The organism is Flavobacterium sp. CG_23.5 (assembly GCF_017875765.1).
Taxonomy (GTDB): domain Bacteria; phylum Bacteroidota; class Bacteroidia; order Flavobacteriales; family Flavobacteriaceae; genus Flavobacterium.
On record NZ_JAGGNA010000001.1, the window covers coordinates 1675181 to 1694738 of the forward strand.

A 19558-nucleotide genomic window follows, 5' to 3' on the forward strand; every position below is an offset into this window, starting at 1 on the left:
TTTTATGAACAAATCCAACAAATGAAGTACCAATCCTGAGCAACCCATTTGATTCAATGTTCTTTAATCCTTTTATTGTAACTTTTTGATGTAGCAACATTTTTTTACCATAGAAAAGTTTAATCCAAATGAAACGAGCAAATACAATTAATGGATTACACCCAGAATGCAATAGGTCTATAAAATTTTTATATAAGTAAACAATAGCGTCCTAAACGATTAAAAAAGAATGGCTAGTTTTTAACTCAAAGTTTACCTTTGAGGTGACCAAAAAACAAAAGCCATTCTCGATGACAAATGTAACACTGTTTTCTCAAATCATTAGTAAACTAGATCGTTCAAAATTCAATAAACTTGTTGTTGAAAAGCAAAGCGACAAACATCAAAAAGGATTTAGTAGTTGGTCACATCTTGTATCTATGTTGTTTTGCCAGTTTGCAAAAAGTCAATCGGTACGTGATATAAGTAACGGACTTCGTTCGGCAACAGGTAACTTGAATCATCTAGGAGTTCAAAGAGCACCTTCAAAATCTACGATTAGTTATCAGAATAAAAAACGCGATTACACACTTTTCAAAGATTACTATTTTCAATTGCTCGATAGTTTAGGACAGCAAGCTCGATTCAAACAGGTAAAGTTTAAAATAAAGAGTAAAATTTTTCTTTTAGATTCCACGACCATAAGTTTGTGTTTAAGTTTGTTTGATTGGGCCAAATACAAAACGGCAAAAGGAGCCGTAAAAATGCATACTTTGCTTGATTATGATGGTCATTTACCCGCTTACGTAAACATTACAAATGGAAAAACTGCTGATAATAAGGGAGCTTACGAGATCCCATTGCTCAAAGGGAGTGTGATTGTTGCAGACCGTTTTTATAATGATTTTTCGCTTTTAAATGTTTGGGACAGCAAAGAGGTTTATTTCGTTATTAGACACAAAGAAAATCTGCAATTTACTACCTTAAAAGAAAACGAACTGCCAGAGAATAGACATTCACATATTTTAAAAGATGAAATAATTGAGCTTAAAAATGAAGCATCATTAAAAAAATATCCACACAAATTAAGACGAGTTGTTGTTTGGGATGATCTAAACAAACAAACTATTGAACTGATAACAAATCATACTAAATGGAGTCCAAACACAATTAGCGAACTCTATAAAAGCCGCTGGCAAATAGAAATATTTTTTAGAGAAATAAAACAACTTCTACACATAAAATCATTCATTGGAACAAGTGAAAATGCAGTAATGATACAAATATGGACAGCACTAATTACAATTCTTGTACTAAAAGCGCTCAAGGCAATGGCGCTATACAATTGGCATTTATCGAATTTGGTAGCATTTATAAGACTTAATATTTTTGTGAAAATTAACCTTCAACTTTGGCTCGACAAGCCCTTTGAAGATCATCATGAAAAAATTCCTGATAGTATACAAGGGGTTCTATTCTAAAAAACTATTGTTTTTCAGTCTCAAGCCAATGAAATTGCAAATTTTATTATACTTGAAATTTATTTAGGACAGTATTGATAAGTAAACAATTATTTTTTGCATATTATGAGTCTTTAATCATTTTACAGACAGTAGTGATAAAGCTTCTAATGTTTTTATTCTGATTATGTATCATTTGTTGTTTTAACTTTTTTTTTCCACAATCTAAAATATTGATTAATACCCCTCTTTTGAATTCATTCTAATCAAATTGAACTTTCAATATGGTTTCAATAATATAATCTAATTGATCTATTGTTAGTTCATAAAACAAAGGCAATCTAACCAACCTTTCCGTGAACTCATCTGAGTTAGGCAATTCAGAAATTTGATTAATGCTATTGCTTTTATGAAAACTAGATTTGTGTAAACTTAAATAATGAAAAACTGCCAAAATATTATTTTCCTTTAAATGACTAATTAGCAAATTACGTTGTTCTCCAGTTTTACATACAAGATAAAACATGTGTCCATTGTTAGTGGCATATTCTGGAATAAATGGCATTTCAACTTGATGCTTTTTCGCCCAATCTTTTAAACCATTATAATAATATTCCCAAATTTCGACTCTCTTATTTTGAATATCTTCAAGATTTTCCAATTGTGCCCATAAATAAGCTGAGATTATTTCTGAGGGAAGAAAAGAAGAGCCAGTATCTACCCAGCCATATTTGTCAACTTCACCTCTAAAAAACTCGGATCTATTGGTCCCTTTTTCCCAAATTATTTCAGAACGGTTTATAAAACGATCATCATTTATTGCAATCAGTCCACCTTCACCGGAATTAATATTCTTTGTTTCATGAAAAGAGAAAGCAGCCATATGACCAATACTTCCCAGAGCACGTCCTTTGTAAAAGGACTCAACTGCCTGAGCTGCATCTTCTATGACAGTTAAATTGTATTTATTTGCCACCTCCATTATTTTATCCATATCACAAGCAACACCAGCATAATGTACTGGTACAATTACTTTTGTTTTAGATGTAATTAAGGCTTCAAGTTTATCTTCATCAATTCCCGGATGATCAGTTCTGCTATCGGCGAAAATTATTTTTGCCCCTTGTCTCACAAATGCTAATGCTGTTGAAACAAAAGTGTAAGAAGGCACAATGACTTCATCTCCTGGCTCAATATTAGCAAGTATCGCACACATCTCTAACGCATCCGTACATGAAGTAGTTAAAAGTACTTTTTTAAATCCGTATCGATTTTCAAAATAACTCTGACATTTTTTAGTAAACATTCCATTACCGGAAATTTTACCAGAATATACGGCCTGATAGATGTAATGCATTTCCTTACCTGTTAAGTAAGGCTTGTTAAATGGTATCATAATTTATTACTATAGTGGTAAATATATTTTATTTCTTCGAGTTTATTAAATCCCATTTTTAAATGAAAATTAAACGATTCCATGTTTTGAAGTGAGAAAGGACTGTTAATACACTCCAATTCACATGTATTTGACCAATAACCAAATGATTGATTCCATAATTTACTTCCCAATCCCATTCGTTTAATATTTTCGTCAACTCCTGTTAATGTAAACAACCCTAACTTATTAGTATTGTTTGTTTTTATAATATGAACCCCGACTATAGTGTTTTTGGTCCGTTCTACAAATAAGCCATCTGAAAAAGATTGATCAAGAGCATTGTCTATCCATTTTCTATAAAGCTCTTTCGTTTTTTCTGGTCCAATCAACGGTTCTTTATAAAATCTTGAAACAGTGGCAGTTTGTTCTGCTATACGATAACATTCTTGTAATTCAGTTTCAGATAATTCAGTTCGAAATTCATAAGGTATATTTGAATATTCATTAGGATTAAATTTTTTGGACATAGTAATCTGCACATCCATTAAATTAAGTTTCAACTGTTCTTTATTTTCTATATTAAGTATTTTCTTAAGACTTATAATATAAACTAATTCAAATTCATCTTCTTTTACTTGTTGTTCACAAGAAACCGGATCAAAGTTATCAGTTTCAGCAAGGATTATACGACCCACTTTTATTCCAAAAAACTCGGTATCCCAATTTAATTTTTCTATTATCATAAACTTTAGTACGTGTTTTTGGATAAAATTTCTCTAAATTTTTCGGCTATTATATTCGGTTGAAGTATTTTTTGACTTAACTCAATACAGTTCAAACTCATTCTTTCCTTTTCTGCCGTTTTCATTTCAAGAATATTTTTTAAACCTGATGCTAAGTCATTGCAATCTCTTAATTTAGCCCTATGTCCTGTAACTCCATTATGGACTAAATCTATCGCAACTCCCATTTCAAATGACGCTACTGGAGTTCCACACATAATAGATTGATTAATCATCATAGGACCGGAATCTTCAATCGACGGGCAAACAAATACATTTGCTGCTTGAAATGCCAAAGCTAAATTAGAATAATTAAGAAACCCTAAAAAGGTATGGCTAAAAGGCAAATCTTTAATCATCTCCTCGTTATTTCTACCAGCTATAATTAAGTGTATGTCTTTTATTTGTTCCTCTGAAATTTGATTCTTTAATATTATTAATGACTCTATTAATTCTTTATATCCCTTTCTAATTTCCTTAACACTAACTGCTCCAAAAAAAATCAATTGCTTGTCTTGCGGTAAACCCAGTTGATTTCTTGCTTCTGATTTATTCCCCGGTTTAAATAAGTCATTATTTATTGGCAAATGAATTTTATAATGCGGTTTATTTATGAATAAACTACTTCTCTTTAATTGATCAAATTGCCATTGAGAAGCCGCTATTGGAATAATATTTGATTTTTCAATGAAATCAAATTTATTTAACCAATTAAGATTTGTTTTATCTTTACTATTGTTAGAATATATTCCTGGACAATGTCCACATTCTTTGGTGTAACCCAAACAATCCCATGCATAATGACAGCCCCCCGTGATTGGTGCCATATCCATCATGTACCACAATATTGGGGCATTGGTTTTTTTATTTAAATAATGCAAATCACTTGTACTCAGAAAAAATTGAGGAAAAAGATAAATAAATGCATCTGGTTTAAAACTAATTTTTTTAAGTATTTTTTTTGCTTTAAATGTCGATTTTTTTTCATCTATACCATCCATGTAATAATTTGAATCAAATAAATGTTCGTTTTGAACTTTAGGTTTTAACCTATTTTTCAACCTTTGATAAATGCCTAAAAGAGTACCTGTGATTGTTATTGTGTTTTCATATTTCTTTTCAAGTCTTGAACTTGTGACTATCTTCACATTACACCCGCTTTGATTTAAACATTGCATCAAATCAAATGCAACTATTCCAGACACTTTGTATGGATGGGATGCCGTTAAAATTACAATATTATATTTTTTATTTGTCCCAAATTCCTCTGGCTGTTCCATTAATTATTTTTTTGTATTGTAAAGGTAAAACTAGATTTGATATTAAAAAAAGGAAGCTATTTCCATATATTATTCCAGGCACACCTAGTTGAAAATAAGTTGCAAGAATTATGCTTAAGGGAATATTAAGTATGATTACCAGAAAACTCAGCCATAATTGTGCTTTTAATTTACCTACTCCATTAATAAAGTTTACATAAATCATATTATACGAAAATACCAACACATAAACAGCCATCGAAATAGACAAACTTATGGGTACTTTTACTTTGGTTCCTAACCAAAAATTGTAAAACCAATTAGCCATTAAAAGCATAATAATTAAAGTAATTGGAATTAAAAGCCATAATTTTTGAATATTTTGTACTGATTTTTTTATCCAATTAAAATCATTTCTGTTATATGCGTCAGTAAAAGAAGACCAATATGGAGTAATGACAATTGAGTAAATCATAATTATTATTGAGAAATATTTGAAGGCTATATTATAGGGCACTACTGCGGCTGGTCCAAATAATTGAATTATAATAAAATTATCGGTTGAAAAAAGAATCATAGCACCGATTTGAAGAATAAAAAAATTGAAACCCAAACCAAAAATATCTTTTAAATATTCCTTTTTCCATAAGCTAACTGTTGGCTTAAAGGCTTTGTAACGAGTATTAAATGCAAATAAATTGAACCAAACAAGAATAAGCACAGGAAAGACAGAAAAAATAGTTCCGAAAATCAACAGTGAACTTTCAGATGTTTTGGTCATAATCCAAATCAACAACAAAGATCCCGCTTGTATGAAAAAATTAATCTTCCCTTGCATAGAATGATGCTGATCCGCTGTATAGATAGTAGTTATCAACTTTACCACTAACTGCAAACAGAAAAAACCAAAAACTATGGGCATTAAAATCCTCAGATCCTTTTGCAAACTCGCGGATGTATTGAATACTTTTGTCCAGTCAATAAATATGTTCAAAACAAAAAAAAACAAAATCAAACCAACGCAGACTGCTCCAATTGTAAAATAGGCCACACTTACATAACCTCGGGCTAATGTCATATCACCATTTGCTTTTGCTTCTGCAAATTTATTGCGTAAACCATTACCTAATCCAATATCAAAAAAAGCAAACCACCCTATAAATGAACTTATAGTCAACCAGATTCCGTAATTCTCCATATTGAGAAAAGATATTGTAAGTGGTACCAGGAGAAAACTAGCCAACATGCTTCCTCCTTTGTAGATAAACGACAATAGGACATGTTTGCTGATATTTTTGGTACGATCACTTTTAATACCAACTTTATCGTATATTTTGTATAACTTATTTTTCATTATAGGCTTTATTATAAATCGCTATTATGCTAATTCCACTATTACCTCACAAATTTCCACCTTTGAGAAAGAAAGTGCGATCACCAGAACTTATTTTTTTATTTCATGCGCAGACTGAATGAAACTACCTAAAAGTTAAAAACTTTACATAGCTAGTATTCAAATAGTATGTCGGCAAGATTAATAAAATTATTATTGGTTTATATAATTAAAAATATAGCTTCCTCCTTTATAAACTTCTTATCTACTCTTGATTCAAATTTTTATTTGCTTTTTATCCAAAAAACGAATTAAAGCAGCAAAATTAACTTGTGAGATCCAGATTCTACTGGTTGCAGGAGTGGCACCGATTTCAGCTACAGGATTCCACAAATAAAAAATCCCTTGATAAACTAAAGCTGTTGGTTTATAAAAATACGTTCGCCCCGTCCCAGTATTTGATAATAAAGGGGTATCCCAAAAAACATAATTGATACCGTCATCACTTCTACCTAATAATATTTCATTTGCAGATTCAGGAGATACCACACAATAATATTTATTATTATATTCAAAAAAATCAAAATGCCAAAAATCAAATCCTGACTTATATTTAGGCAATACATCTAATGTTTTAACAAATTTATTTTTGAATAAATCATTATCTGGCAAATCCCAAATAGATAAGCCTAGAGGGATTCTATTAGGAGTAAACAGATGATGATCTCCATATAATTTAACTTGCCCATTGACAGAAGCAATAATTGGACACATTTCACTATCTTCAGTACTGGATTTCTCTCCGGCAAAAAACTTTTTCTCTGTAAATGTTGTACCATCAATAGAATATTTCCCAAAAGTACCACGAGCCATTTTATTAGCAGAACAAGATGGAGTGTAATTTTCTCTCCAAAACACCCACAAACCTTTTCCGTCATAATAAAGACTTGGATCTGAATTATAACCTTTTTTTGGTGTTTCTTCCATTACTCCACTTGCAATCCAATTTGTAGGTACCACACTCTCGTCTGTTGAATCTCCATAATATAAAATAGGGTTTTCAATCGATGAATCATATCCTCTATATGGAGAAGCAATCATCCACCATTTATGTCCAGCGAAGCCTTTAGGGATAAATCGCACACAGGGATGTATTAAATCGTCAAAATACTTCTCTGGTTGAGGAGTGGGAGCACTAACTTTGACTCCCAATTTCATAGCATCTATTTGATTTAAATCAATGTCAGTTGTGTTTGAAGTTGTATTTACTTCTTTTTTATCAGTTACATCTTTAGAACAAGAAGAAGAAATTAAAACAGCAATTATAAAAATTCTTTTAAGGTAGTTTTCTATCATGTATTGTTTGGTTCTAAAATATTGGCTTACTATGAGCTAATATTTTACTTTTTCATTAAAATAAGCATCATCCAAAATAACTGCACTACCCATTTTACGTAGGTTCAAATTTAAATAATCACAAAAGCGGGTGATTATTTTTTCATGCACTTCTATTGAAAATAATTTACATTAGTATAACCACCCTCTTTCAAGTATTATTCTCTCTCTAATACAATTGCAAATCACTGGCTATCATCTCCTTCACCATTGCCGCTAAATCATACTGAGGCTCCCATCCCAATTGCGTTTTAGACTTGGTTGGGTCACCAATCAATAAATCTACTTCGGTAGGACGGTAATATTCAGGATCCACACGAAGCACCACTTTACCTATTTCTAGCTGGTATAAAGGATTTGAACATGCCGCTACTGTAGCCGTTTCATTTTCTTGTTCTCCATCAAAAGTCAGCGTAACACCCACCTCAGCAAAAGCCATGATAACGAAATCTCTAATGTAAGTAGTCACACCAGTTGCGATCACATAGTCTTCTGCTACATCTTGTTGTAAAATTCGCCACATCGCTTCAACATAATCTTTCGCATGGCCCCAGTCTCTTTGTGAATTTAGATTTCCCAGGTAAAGGCATTCTTGCTTTCCTTTCGCAATAGCAGCAGTGGCCATTGTAATTTTACGGGTAACAAAGGTTTCACCACGTCTAGGAGACTCATGATTAAAAAGGATTCCGTTACACGCATACATATCATAAGCCTCACGGTAGTTTTTAGTAATCCAAAAACCATAAATTTTAGCCACACCATACGGCGAACGTGGATAAAATGGAGAGTTTTCATCATAAAACCCTTTTTCATTTTTATTTTCAGCGAAACCTCCATACAATTCAGAAGTGGACGCTTGATATATTCTAGTTTTTTTTCCTAAACCCAAGATTCGTACCGCCTCCAGTATTCTTAAAGTCCCAATACCATCAACATTCGCCACATATTCTGGAGAATCAAATGATACCTTCACATGAGACATCGCACCCAAATTATAAATTTCATCCGGTTGTACTTCCTGAATGATTCGGATTATATTAGTAGAATCGGTCAAATCACCATAATGCAATTTAAAGTTCACATGGGCTTCATGTTGGTCTTGATAGATATGATCGATACGCTGTGTATTAAAAGAGGAAGCACGGCGTTTCACACCATGAACGATGTATCCTTTTTCTAATAATAATTCTGCTAAATAAGATCCATCTTGACCCGTGATTCCTGTTACTAATGCTATTTTTTGTGTAGTGCTGTCCATAATTTTTGTCTTAATTTCCACTAGAAAAACACACCCCTAACCCCTCTGGAGAGGGGAATAGCTGCATGTATGTATTTGAAACTATTTGTTAATTAGTGTTATTTTTTTTACGTTTTGTATATTTTCTACAAACCAATCATACGTTTTCTGTATTCCTTCTTCAAGATTCACCTGATGTTTCCATCCCAATTCATGCATTTTAGAAATATCCATCAATTTCCTTGGTGTACCATCAGGTTTACTACTGTCCCAAATAATTTCTCCTTGATGTCCAGTGATTTTTTGGATGGTTTCGGCTAATTGTTTAATCGTCAAATCTTCACCTGTTCCTACATTGTATAAATACTCCGGTAATTTATTTTCTAAAGCAAATACAACAGCTTCCGCCATATCATCCACAAAAAGAAATTCTCTCATCGGCGTTCCGCTGCCCCAAAGAGTCACGGGCGCATGATTATTTTCCTTGGCCTCATGAAATTTTCGCATCATCGCCGGCAAAACGTGAGAAGAAGTTAAATCAAAATTATCATGAGTACCGTATAAATTAGTTGGCATCAAACTGACATAATCTTTTCCAAATTGTTTTCGGATAGCTTCACAAGCTTTAACCCCAGTAATTTTTGCAATAGCATACCATTCGTTTGTTGGTTCTAATGAATCTGTTAGCAAATACTCTTCTTTCAAAGGTTGCGGAGCCAATTTAGGATAGATGCAGGAGCTTCCCAGAAAAATAAACTTCGCTACTCCGGATTGCAATGCGGTATCGATTAGATTATTTTGGATTTGCATATTTTCCATTATAAATTGATATGGAAAATCATTGTTAGCCAAAATCCCCCCCACTTTTGCAGCAGCATCAATAATAACTTCTGGTTTTTCGGTAGCTATGTAGTCTTTTACCGCTTGTTGGTTTTTTAGATCTAATGTTGCACTGGATGCTCCAATTAAGTTCGTATACCCTTTAGCGGTAAGAGTACGCCAAATAGCGCTACCCACCATACCGTTATGCCCTGCAATATATATTTTAGTATTTTTATTCATTTTTTCTATTTTTAATGTGCTTGTCCCTATTAGTTTTAAGTACCGGGAACAAAAATAATGACCCTTAATATTTTTTTCTTTTGAAATCGAATATTCACAAACTTTAATAAATTAGCAACTTATGAGCAATCAAGACAAAAAAAAAATACCAATTTCATAAAAACACTAATCGCACCCACTCGCTCTGTTCGCCCTTATATTTTTACTCTAAAAAATAACGATAAGAATTTCAGCGCTGGCAGTAGGGAGTGACCCCCGAGTCGAGTGTGAAACACGAGCGGCTGGGGTCGCGATAGGGAAATTCGTTCGATGATTTTTGGTGTAAAAATATTGAGGCTTGATTTTTTGTTTCTTTTGTATCAAGACAAAAGAAAAAATTATCTTCAAATAAAAAAGTAGATTGACTTATCTAGCTACTTCTGTGATCTCTCGTCGAGATAACAAATCACACCTCTTTGTTAATTCAACAAATCCGAATTGTCTCGTTCAAGAGCATTATAAACGTTTTTAACATCCTGAGAAAATTCTTTCTTCAAAATTAAATTGGCGGTATCGGTGTGAACAAAAATAGTGTCCTTAACTCCTATAAAAGCAGTATAATTGTTAGTTCCAATCACCATATTTCCATTTTCATCCACCGGATGACCAATAGTAATCAGATAATCGTAAACAGATTCAAAAGAACCTAAATCTGACCATTCAAATTGAGAAGATACTACTTTGATCTTTTTAGAGCGTTCCATGACGGCATAATCAATGCTAATAGATGGAATATCCATAGACATCGCTAAATCTAAATTTCCATCACTGTTATTTTCCCAAGCTAATTTTGATTTTTCATAAACCTCTGGAGCATAAATTTTTAACTCTTCCAAAAGCACTCCTGCTTTAAAACAAAACATACCGCTGTTCCAAAGAAAATTTCCCTTGGCTATAAAATCGCGTGCAGAAACCTGGTTTGGTTTTTCCCTAAAGGAAACTACATTGTCTCCTTTACGTTCAATGTAACCATATCCTGTTTCCGGTTTAGTGGGAACGATACCAAAGGTAACTATGTAACCGTTGACTGCTTTTTCGACAGCTTCTTGAATCGCTTCTTCATAGCGTTCCATTTCACCTATAATATGATCCGATGGAGTCACTACTAAGATCTCATCCGGTTCAGATGCAAAAGCCGCAAAAGCAATAGCAGCAGCCGTATTTCTGGGGGTAGACTCAATTATATCTACATATTTTGTATTCGATTTCTCTAATACTTTTTTACTCAAATGGCAGTTATCAATATTACCAACAACCATTACTTTATCAGCAAGCGTACTGTTGCGATCTACAGTCATCTCAAATAAAGATTTACCATCAAAAATATCAAGATATTGCTTGGGTTGACTTTTGCGTGATAATGGCCATAAACGACTACCAACACCTCCAGTGAGTATTACGTGTGTAATTGAATGCTTTTCCATATTCTATCTATACAAGGTTTAAAACCCTAAATTACTTTTCTTAATTCTTTCTCGGCTACCTCTTTCCGCAAACTGCTACTTGAAAAACGATGATCCCGGACATTGAAATACAATTCAATTCCTTTTTCCTCACAATAGCCGCGTCCAGTGAAGTTTTTTTCTCTGTATTCATCTCCGATGATACGGACATCTAATTTGAAAGAGCGTAAAATATCTTCCAAATCTTGTTCTGTTGTATAAGGCACAATTTCATCCACATGCACGCACCCTTTTAGTTGAATATAGCGCTCCACAACAGATTGTGTAGGTCTGTTTTTTTCGGGACGGTCAATTGTTGGATCAGTTTGTAAAGCCACAATCAAATAATCACATTGTCTTTTTGCTTCTTCTAACATTTTAACATGCCCGGCATGAAGTAAGTCGAAGGCACTGAAAGTAATTCCTATTTTCATTTTTGATATGTAATTTAATTCTTTGCTAAATTTATAACCGCCCATCCGCTAGATCTCCCAAAACGCCTTTAACATCGTACAAAAGACCATTCGGCTTTTGCAATTTTGTAAGGTCAAGGTCAAAAAACTCGCTATGTGCAACACCTAAAACTATTGCATCAAATTTTTGATTGGGCAACTCTTTAGTCGTTTCTAATTTATATTCGTGATAAACGGCAACTGGATCAGCCAAAGGGTCATAAATAGTAACTGCTATTCCGTAATCTGTTAAAGCAGCGATGACATCGACAATTTTTGTATTGCGAACATCAGGGCAGTTTTCTTTAAAAGTAATTCCCAGCATTAAAACAGTGGCACCATTAACTGAAATTCCTTTCTTAATCATTAATTTGACAATTTGGGACGCAACATATTCCCCCATACTATCATTCAAGCGCCTTCCGGCTAATATAATCTCGGGGTGATATCCAAATTCCTGAGCGCGCTGTGCCAAATAATAAGGATCGACTCCTATACAGTGACCACCGACTAATCCAGGTTTGAAAGGTAAAAAGTTCCATTTGGTTCCCGCAGCTTCTAAAACGGCCTGAGTATCAATATTCATTAGATTGAATATTTTAGCCAGTTCATTTACAAAAGCAATATTGATATCTCGCTGTGAATTCTCAATTACTTTGGCAGCCTCGGCAACCTTTATCGAAGGCGCCAAATGGGTTCCGGCACTAATAACCGATTGATATAATTCGTTTACTTTTTGTCCTATTTCAGGTGTTGAGCCTGATGTGACTTTTAATATTTTATCTACGGTATGTTCTTTATCGCCTGGATTAATTCGCTCTGGCGAATAACCTGCAAAAAAATCTATATTAAATTTCAATCCGGACACTCTTTCTAATACAGGTACGCATTCCTCCTCGGTTACTCCGGGATAAACAGTAGATTCGTAAATAACGATATCTCCTTTTTTTAATACTTTACCTACGGTCTCACTTGACTTATATAACGGAGTTAAATCTGGACGATTATTTTTATCGACAGGTGTTGGAACAGTCACAATATAATAATTGCAGTCGCCAATTTCCTCCCACTTAGTAGTACAATACAGTCCAACATTACTTCCCGGTTTACCAAGCAATACTTTTTGTAATGATTCCGAATCAATTTCAAGTGTTGCATCAGTTCCTAATTTCAATTCGGCGACCCTTGTTTCATTTATATCAAATCCTACAACAGAATGTTTTGTGGCAAATAAGCGTGCTAATGGCAAACCCACGTAACCAAGACCTATTACTGCTATTTTTAAATTAGATTTCATTTGTTTTAAACTAATATCTGACACGATTGTTAATTATAATGCACCGCTACGCAATTCAAAACCACATTAATGGGTTCAAATCGTTTTTTTTTAAGTTTGCAAATATAGTTACAATATGCCGGTTTATTGTATTATAATTTTTTAACGAGCAACTACGGCCGTAGTTAAAAAAGCCTAAAAAATACTAAGGTATTGTATTTCAGCATTTAACAGCAATTATTATTTTCCCCTTCACAAAAAAAATCACCTAAATAGGTGATGGGAATATTCTTATAAAAATAATTCTGATTCAGAAGAAATAAATCTTCTCTTATCCACTTTCCAAGTAAGTACATTCCTCTTTTAAAAAAATAAAGACTACGCCCATCCCCACAAAATAATACAAAAGGCCCAAAATCTACAAATACAATTTCGTAAACTTTAGGGCTTGAACTATTTGAGTCTTATTTTTTATATTTTACCTCATCGTCATGACATATAACCGGAAAGTTATCGAAGTAAGACACTTCACAGATCTCTTAATTAAAAGCGTGCTTATTTAATTTTCATTTTCAAAACACATCCTAAGGTTTCTAAAACAAGGACATAATGCGTTTTATTAACCTCGCGAACAAAAGCTTCTTGGGCGGAGAAAGGACCTGATTCCAAAGTGATTTTATCTCCAACTTTTATAGAATCAATCGATATATCATAAGTATCGGGTGTTTCAAGCCAACTTTTTATAACACTAATCTCTTCATTCTTAACAATAGCAGGTTTTCCCAACCAAAACAAATAACGAACCGCACCCGCTGATTGAAAAACTAAATTCCTGTCAGTCTCTTCTAATTGTACAAAAACATACGAATTAAATAAAGGCACTTCGACCTTTTTTTTTCTATCCGACCATTGACGTACTTGAGTAATTAATGGACAATAGCATTCTATTCCAATTTTATTTAATTGTTCCGCTACTTTTTTCTCCCATTTAGGTTTTGTATATACTACGTACCAGTTCATCTTGCGTTTTATATTGAAATATTTTTTTAATTAACCCCTTGCATCTTATTAGTTTTTAATAGTTCCAACTAAAAGAATCACTCTACACTAATTTACGATCCAATTCCCTGATACACGAATCCAATTTTTTCCAAAGCTGGACCATTCAAGATATTTCTTCCATCAAATACAAATGCTGGCTTTTTCATAGCATCATAAATGCGTTGCCAATCGTACTGAGCAAATTCATCCCACTCCGTCAGCACAGCTACAGCATGGGCATTTTCACAAGCTTCATATGGATCTTGAAATGACAGTATACAATCAGCATTCTTTTCGGCAGTTCTTGTTTCTAAATAATCTAAATCAGCCAGTACTTTCTTTCTGGACACTTTAGGATCATATACGGCAATTTTTGCATGTTCATTTATTAAATCATCCGCTACATAAATTGCTGCCGATTCCCTAGTATCATTAGTGTCTTTTTTGAAAGCCCATCCAAGAAAAGTGATTTTTTTATCGGAAACAGTATTATAAAGTGTTTGCACTATATTATTCGAAAAGCGTCTTTTTTGATGGTCGTTCATGATAATCACTTGTTCCCAATAGTCAGCCACTTCGTTTAACCCATACGATTTTGCTATGTAAACTAAATTCAAGATGTCTTTCTGAAAACAGGAACCTCCAAACCCAACGGAGGCTTTTAAGAATTTTGAACCTATTCTGCTATCCATTCCAATGGCTTTAGCCACTTCGTTAACATCGGCTCCAGTTTTTTCACAAAGCTCAGACATCGCATTAATAGAAGAAATTCGTTGCGCTAAAAAAGCATTCGCAGTCAACTTTGACAATTCAGATGACCAAACATTCGTGGTTAATATTTTATCTTCGGCTACCCAATTCGAATATACTTCAACTAGCGCCTGTATCGCTTTTTGTCCTTCTAAAGTTGTGTCGCCTCCTATTAAAATTCGGTCTGGATTTAATAAATCCTGAACGGCAGTTCCTTCCGCTAAAAATTCTGGATTGGAAAGGATTTGAAACTGAACTCCATTTCCTGTATTATCCAAAATACTTTTGATTGCTTCCGCTGTTCGCACTGGCAGCGTTGATTTCTCTACTACTATTTTGTTGTCTTTCGCAATTTTGGCAATTTGTCTGGCACACAATTCAATATATTTCAAATCTGCTGCCATTCCTTTTCCTTTTCCATAGGTTTTGGTAGGCGTATTCACTGATATAAAAATGATTTGAGCTTCATCAATCGCTTTCTCCACATTGGTAGAAAAGAACAAGTTTCTCCCTCTCGCTTCTGCAACAATTTTATCTAAACCTGGTTCATAAATAGGAATATTATCTATATTCTCATCATTCCAAGCGGCAATTCGCTCTTCATTTAAATCAACAACAGTAACTTGTATCTCTGGGCATTTTTGGGCAATAACTGCCATAGTTGGGCCTCCAACATATCCAGCCCCAATGCAACATATTTTTGTAATTTTCATTTCTTCTGTACTTTATTCTATTTTCCTTGTTCTAATTTCTTGTACTTCGTTCAACGTTTTCTGGTCGCTCCTATTTTATGCTTTGTATTTTCAAATTCTGCAAAATAAAAAAGCACCAATGTTATTTTTAATTAAAGCAATATCGACTGCAAATTAAATCTAAAATTATGTTTTTACTTTTTTGCTAGATCAAAAAAGTAACAAAAAAATCACTGCCTAAAAATTAAAAACTTAAAAACTACCTCAAAACTCTGTTCCGAGCCCCGAGCCGTTCGCCTTCTAGGCTCAACTCGCGGAGCTCTACCACTATGTTTTTTCGTTGTTTTTTGACATTTTCAATTTAAGGGCGGAAGTAAGATCTTTACCGATGCTATTCTTTATTCTCTGTTCTTTCGTCAATTTTCTTTATTCTATCTTCTTTGTCTCCTATATCCCGAAACCAGCAATTTCATAGAAATATCTTCTACTAACTGCTAACCGCCTATCTTAAATTATTCCAATACCAGTCAACCGCTTCTTTTAAGCCTTCCTGTAGAGAATAATTTGGATTATATCCTAATAGTTCTTTTGCTTTGTCAATACTTGCCAAAGAATGAGGAATATCCCCCACTCTATTGGGTCCATAAACGACTTCAACATTAGCGATTCTCTCGTCATACTTAGCCAAGAATTCCTTCAAATAACGGACTAAGTCATTTAATGTATTTCTATCGCCATAAGCCGTATTATAAATAGTATTCACTGCCGCAGTATTATTTGTCGACATCGCCAACTCATTCATCTGAATCACATTATCAATATAAGTAAAATCACGGGAAAAGTTCCCATCGCCATTAATTTGAGGGCTTTCCAACTGCATTAATTGCATTACAAATTTAGGAATAACTGCTGCATAAGCTCCGTTAGGATCCTGTTTTCGTCCAAAAACATTAAAATAACGCAAACCTATTGTTTCCATTCCGTACGTTTTGCTAAAAATCTCAGCATACAACTCGTTTACATATTTTGTTATTGCATAAGGAGAAAGCGGATTCCCTATTACGGCTTCCACTTTTGGCAATCCCACCGAATCTCCATAGGTCGATGAACTTGCCGCATATATAAACCGTTTCACATCAGCATCTCGGGAAGCTACAAGCATATTCAAAAAACCAGAGACATTAACATCATTAGTAGTAATCGGATCATTTATAGAGCGGGGAACTGATCCCAAAGCCGCTTGATGTAAAACATAATCGACGCCTTTTACTGCATTTTGACAATCAGTCGCATTACGTATATCTCCTTCAATTAAATGAAAGTTAGCATTATTTATAAAATCTTTAAGATTATGTCGGTATCCCGTTGCAAAATTATCAAAACAAACCACTTGGTGTCCTTTGGACAAAAAATATTCACAAAGATTTGAGCCTATAAATCCTGCCCCACCCGTAATTAATATGGTACTTTTTGATAATTCTTCCATTTTTTTTTCAGTTTAAAACAATCAATTTATTTAGTTGCTTTTTTACGTAATTTTTGAATGATTTTTTCATAAAGATTTTTTGGCTTGTCTTCTTCATGATATCCATTTGAATAAGTTCCATAACCATAACCGTAGCCATAACCATATCCATAACCTGCTCCATATTTAGCTTTGTTTTCAAAACCATTCAAAATAATACTGGTATTATTTAACTCTCCTCGTTTAACTCTATTATTTAAAAGCGTAATCATTTCTTTTTTGGTGAAGTTCTGCCTTACAATATATAGGGTTACATCGCAATATTGTGCCAACTCTAATGTGTCAGATACCAGTCCAACCGGCGGTGTATCCAAAATGATATAATCGTATTTTTTCTTTAAGTCATTCATTAAATCTTTCATTCTTTCATTCATGATCATTTCCGCTGGATTGGGAGGAACTGGCCCTGAAAGAATCACATCCAGATAAGGAATTTGCGTATGATTTATAATTTCATCAACCGTTTTTTGATTAATTAGATAATTGACAACCCCTACTTCATTCGATAAATTAAATTCAGCAAACAGTTTTGGTTTTCTTAAATCAAGACCTATAACAACTGTTTTTTTTCCGCTAAGTGCAAATACCGTTGCGATATTTATTGAACAAAATGTTTTTCCTTCACCACTCACTGACGATGTGATCATCAGTGTCTTGGCTCCATCTAGGTGTTGTTGCTTATATAAAAACTGAAGTGAAGAACGAACAGCTCTAAAGGATTCCGACAAGGCAGATTTAGGTTTGTCATAAACTGCTAGATCGGAAGTGTCTTTATTCAGTCCTATCACTCCGATCAAAGGAATTTTTGTTAGTTTACTAATGTCTTCCGTATTTTGGATAGAATTATTGATAAAGAAAATTATAAATACAAACAGTAAAGGAAAAAGTATTCCTAAGAACAATGCTAAAACATAGTTCACAGATGTTTTTGGACCCATAAGCCCTCCGCCAATATCCTTCGCAGGATCTATAAAATGAATATCCGATAAATTTGCCGCCTTAACAATATCAGCCTCACTTCGTTTTTGAAGAAACGTGCTGTAAATATTGTCACTTAAATCATATTTTCTTTTAATCTTAATCAATTCCTGCTGATCATCCGGAAGTTGTTTTATGGTGCTTTCCGCTTCATTAATTTTACTGCTCACCACTGCTAAATCGCCTTGTAAAGAAGCTTTGGCTGTCGATATGTTTTCTAATAACACCTTTTTGACAGCCTCCATTTGATTGTCAAAATCTTTAAATATCTTATCACTTTTAACTGCATAAGCCATTTCAGATCTTTGAGTAGAAAGCGAAATCAATTTGGAAACATTCATTACAACATTGGGATCATCAATACCCGCTACTGATGGTGCCGGAAGTTTAGAATAATCTACGCTGTTTTTTAAATATGATTTTAAAGAATTGTAATATGCCATTTTACGGGTTACTTCATCTTTCTTTACATCAAATTCAAGGATTTTATCCGAAAATTTTTCTCCACCTGCTTCTACGTCATAAATATTTTTGCCTTTTCTAAAAGATTTAAGCTCATTTCCAGTTTCCTTAAGTTGGGATTCCATTGCAATTAAGGTACTATCAATAAAAGCAATGGTATTTGTCGCAAATTGATTTTTACTGTCTAATTGTCTTTTTATCAGCATTTTTACAGTCGAATTCAAATACTCAACCATTCTTGCTTTGTTGGTGCCTTGCATCCCCAGCGTAATTATGGAACCTCCTTTGTCATCTGATCTGACATTTATTCCTCTATAGCCGGAAACAGTTCCGTCAAAATTATTAAACTGCACAAAGTATTCGTTTCCTTTATAAAAACCTGGGTTGTCTTTTATTTGTAATTTCCAATTTAAAAAAGGCAATGATACTTGTTCCCCGACCTTATACCTTTTTACAAAATCACCTTGGGCGACTGAAGTATTGCTATAAGAATTATTTGAGTAGGTTATTAATGAGACATTTTGATTTTCAAAAGGTATTCTTATTTCGTAAACATTATCACTCAAAAATTTAATCCCAATTAAATTTCCAGCTAGTTGACCTTTTGATTTATCAATATTTACATAAAAAGGGACTGCACCATACGCATCTTCCATTCTATATTTACCTTGAACCAAATAACCGATGTAATATTGTAGTTTATCAACAACCAACTCATTATGCGATCTGGATTGCAAGGTGGTCGAAATAGTTTGAACCTGATCTGAAGTTCCTCCCCAGTTAAAAACTAAGCTAGTGGTAGAGGTAAACAAGGGATTCGTTTCTTCTTTTACGGAAATAAGTGTCTCCATTCCATAAATTTTTTCTTTACGAATGTTAACCTGGTAAGCAATTGTGAAGGTAATTAAGAGACTAATTAAAAACCATTTCCAATAACTTCCTATTTTTATTAAAAATCCTTTAAAGTCAAAACTTACTTGGTCTTCAAAAATTGAAAAATCTTTTATATCTAGCAT

At 33.5% G+C, this 19558-nt stretch carries 15 protein-coding genes; 1 reads left to right on the forward strand and 14 read right to left on the reverse strand.

All coding sequences use genetic code 11. The features are described from left to right. The first annotated feature begins 290 nt into the window (after positions 1-290). The gene (locus H4V97_RS07150) at positions 291-1460 is read left to right on the forward strand and encodes an IS4 family transposase (RefSeq protein WP_196851626.1); all 1170 of its coding nucleotides are present in this window, start codon (positions 291-293) and stop codon (positions 1458-1460) included. A gap of 241 nt (positions 1461-1701) precedes the next feature. On the opposite strand, the gene rffA is transcribed toward H4V97_RS07150, so the two are convergent. The 14 genes from rffA to H4V97_RS07220 form a co-directional block, all read right to left on the reverse strand. After that, complete coding sequence (gene rffA, locus H4V97_RS07155; RefSeq protein ID WP_196849401.1) at positions 1702-2835, reverse strand: dTDP-4-amino-4,6-dideoxygalactose transaminase; 1134 nt, start codon at positions 2833-2835, stop codon at positions 1702-1704. Further along, complete coding sequence (locus H4V97_RS07160; protein ID WP_209549343.1) at positions 2832-3560, reverse strand: GNAT family N-acetyltransferase; 729 nt, start codon at positions 3558-3560, stop codon at positions 2832-2834. Before H4V97_RS07160 ends, rffA begins: the two co-directional genes overlap by 4 nt. A gap of 5 nt (positions 3561-3565) precedes the next feature. Further along, a complete protein-coding gene (locus H4V97_RS07165) occupies positions 3566-4879 on the reverse strand; it encodes a glycosyltransferase (protein ID WP_209549344.1) in 1314 nt (437 codons plus the stop codon). Continuing rightward, a complete protein-coding gene (locus tag H4V97_RS07170) occupies positions 4848-6212 on the reverse strand; it encodes a lipopolysaccharide biosynthesis protein (protein WP_196849404.1) in 1365 nt (454 codons plus the stop codon). The genes H4V97_RS07165 and H4V97_RS07170 overlap by 32 nt, the downstream gene beginning before the upstream one ends. Before the next feature lie 255 nt (positions 6213-6467). Beyond that, positions 6468-7547 (reverse strand): hypothetical protein, encoded by a 1080-nt coding sequence (locus tag H4V97_RS07175; protein ID WP_209549345.1) that lies wholly within the window; start codon positions 7545-7547, stop codon positions 6468-6470. Positions 7548-7755: 208 nt separating this feature from the next. After that, on the reverse strand, positions 7756-8844 hold the full coding sequence (gmd, locus tag H4V97_RS07180; RefSeq protein WP_209549346.1) for a GDP-mannose 4,6-dehydratase: 1089 nt from the start codon (positions 8842-8844) through the stop codon (positions 7756-7758). 81 nt (positions 8845-8925) lie between these two features. Beyond that, positions 8926-9885 (reverse strand): GDP-L-fucose synthase family protein, encoded by a 960-nt coding sequence (locus H4V97_RS07185; RefSeq protein WP_209549347.1) that lies wholly within the window; start codon positions 9883-9885, stop codon positions 8926-8928. A gap of 458 nt (positions 9886-10343) precedes the next feature. Next, positions 10344-11348, reverse strand: a complete 1005-nt coding sequence (locus H4V97_RS07190) for a mannose-1-phosphate guanylyltransferase (protein ID WP_209549348.1) — start codon at positions 11346-11348, stop codon at positions 10344-10346. A 26-nt stretch (positions 11349-11374) separates the two neighbouring features. After that, positions 11375-11800, reverse strand: coding sequence for an adenylyltransferase/cytidyltransferase family protein (locus H4V97_RS07195; RefSeq protein WP_209549349.1), 426 nt, complete (start codon positions 11798-11800; stop codon positions 11375-11377). Positions 11801-11831: 31 nt separating this feature from the next. Beyond that, positions 11832-13115 carry a nucleotide sugar dehydrogenase gene (locus H4V97_RS07200; RefSeq protein WP_209549350.1) on the reverse strand — a complete coding sequence of 428 codons (1284 nt, stop codon included), beginning with the start codon at positions 13113-13115 and terminating at the stop codon, positions 11832-11834. Between the two features lie 534 nt (positions 13116-13649). After that, entirely contained in the window at positions 13650-14114 is a 465-nt protein-coding gene (locus tag H4V97_RS07205; protein WP_209549351.1) for a UpxY family transcription antiterminator, read from the reverse strand. A 92-nt stretch (positions 14115-14206) separates the two neighbouring features. Next, on the reverse strand, positions 14207-15598 hold the full coding sequence (locus H4V97_RS07210; protein ID WP_196849412.1) for a UDP-glucose 6-dehydrogenase: 1392 nt from the start codon (positions 15596-15598) through the stop codon (positions 14207-14209). 481 nt (positions 15599-16079) lie between these two features. Continuing rightward, on the reverse strand, positions 16080-17063 hold the full coding sequence (locus tag H4V97_RS07215; RefSeq protein WP_209549352.1) for an SDR family oxidoreductase: 984 nt from the start codon (positions 17061-17063) through the stop codon (positions 16080-16082). A 26-nt stretch (positions 17064-17089) separates the two neighbouring features. Then, a complete protein-coding gene (locus H4V97_RS07220; RefSeq protein ID WP_209549353.1) occupies positions 17090-19558 on the reverse strand; it encodes a polysaccharide biosynthesis tyrosine autokinase in 2469 nt (822 codons plus the stop codon).

What these genes read in the sequence shown, in the direction of transcription:
- H4V97_RS07150 (WP_196851626.1), top strand. Translation starts at nt 291, where the DNA reads ATGACAAATGTAACACTGTTTTCTCAAATCATTAGTAAACTAGATCGT.
- rffA (WP_196849401.1), bottom strand. Translation starts at nt 2,835, where the DNA reads ATGATACCATTTAACAAGCCTTACTTAACAGGTAAGGAAATGCATTAC.
- H4V97_RS07160 (WP_209549343.1), bottom strand. Translation starts at nt 3,560, where the DNA reads ATGATAATAGAAAAATTAAATTGGGATACCGAGTTTTTTGGAATAAAA.
- H4V97_RS07165 (WP_209549344.1), bottom strand. Translation starts at nt 4,879, where the DNA reads ATGGAACAGCCAGAGGAATTTGGGACAAATAAAAAATATAATATTGTA.
- H4V97_RS07170 (WP_196849404.1), bottom strand. Translation starts at nt 6,212, where the DNA reads ATGAAAAATAAGTTATACAAAATATACGATAAAGTTGGTATTAAAAGT.
- H4V97_RS07175 (WP_209549345.1), bottom strand. Translation starts at nt 7,547, where the DNA reads ATGATAGAAAACTACCTTAAAAGAATTTTTATAATTGCTGTTTTAATT.
- gmd (WP_209549346.1), bottom strand. Translation starts at nt 8,844, where the DNA reads ATGGACAGCACTACACAAAAAATAGCATTAGTAACAGGAATCACGGGT.
- H4V97_RS07185 (WP_209549347.1), bottom strand. Translation starts at nt 9,885, where the DNA reads ATGAATAAAAATACTAAAATATATATTGCAGGGCATAACGGTATGGTG.
- H4V97_RS07190 (WP_209549348.1), bottom strand. Translation starts at nt 11,348, where the DNA reads ATGGAAAAGCATTCAATTACACACGTAATACTCACTGGAGGTGTTGGT.
- H4V97_RS07195 (WP_209549349.1), bottom strand. Translation starts at nt 11,800, where the DNA reads ATGAAAATAGGAATTACTTTCAGTGCCTTCGACTTACTTCATGCCGGG.
- H4V97_RS07200 (WP_209549350.1), bottom strand. Translation starts at nt 13,115, where the DNA reads ATGAAATCTAATTTAAAAATAGCAGTAATAGGTCTTGGTTACGTGGGT.
- H4V97_RS07205 (WP_209549351.1), bottom strand. Translation starts at nt 14,114, where the DNA reads ATGAACTGGTACGTAGTATATACAAAACCTAAATGGGAGAAAAAAGTA.
- H4V97_RS07210 (WP_196849412.1), bottom strand. Translation starts at nt 15,598, where the DNA reads ATGAAAATTACAAAAATATGTTGCATTGGGGCTGGATATGTTGGAGGC.
- H4V97_RS07215 (WP_209549352.1), bottom strand. Translation starts at nt 17,063, where the DNA reads ATGGAAGAATTATCAAAAAGTACCATATTAATTACGGGTGGGGCAGGA.
- H4V97_RS07220 (WP_209549353.1), bottom strand. Translation starts at nt 19,558, where the DNA reads ATGCTAGATATAAAAGATTTTTCAATTTTTGAAGACCAAGTAAGTTTT.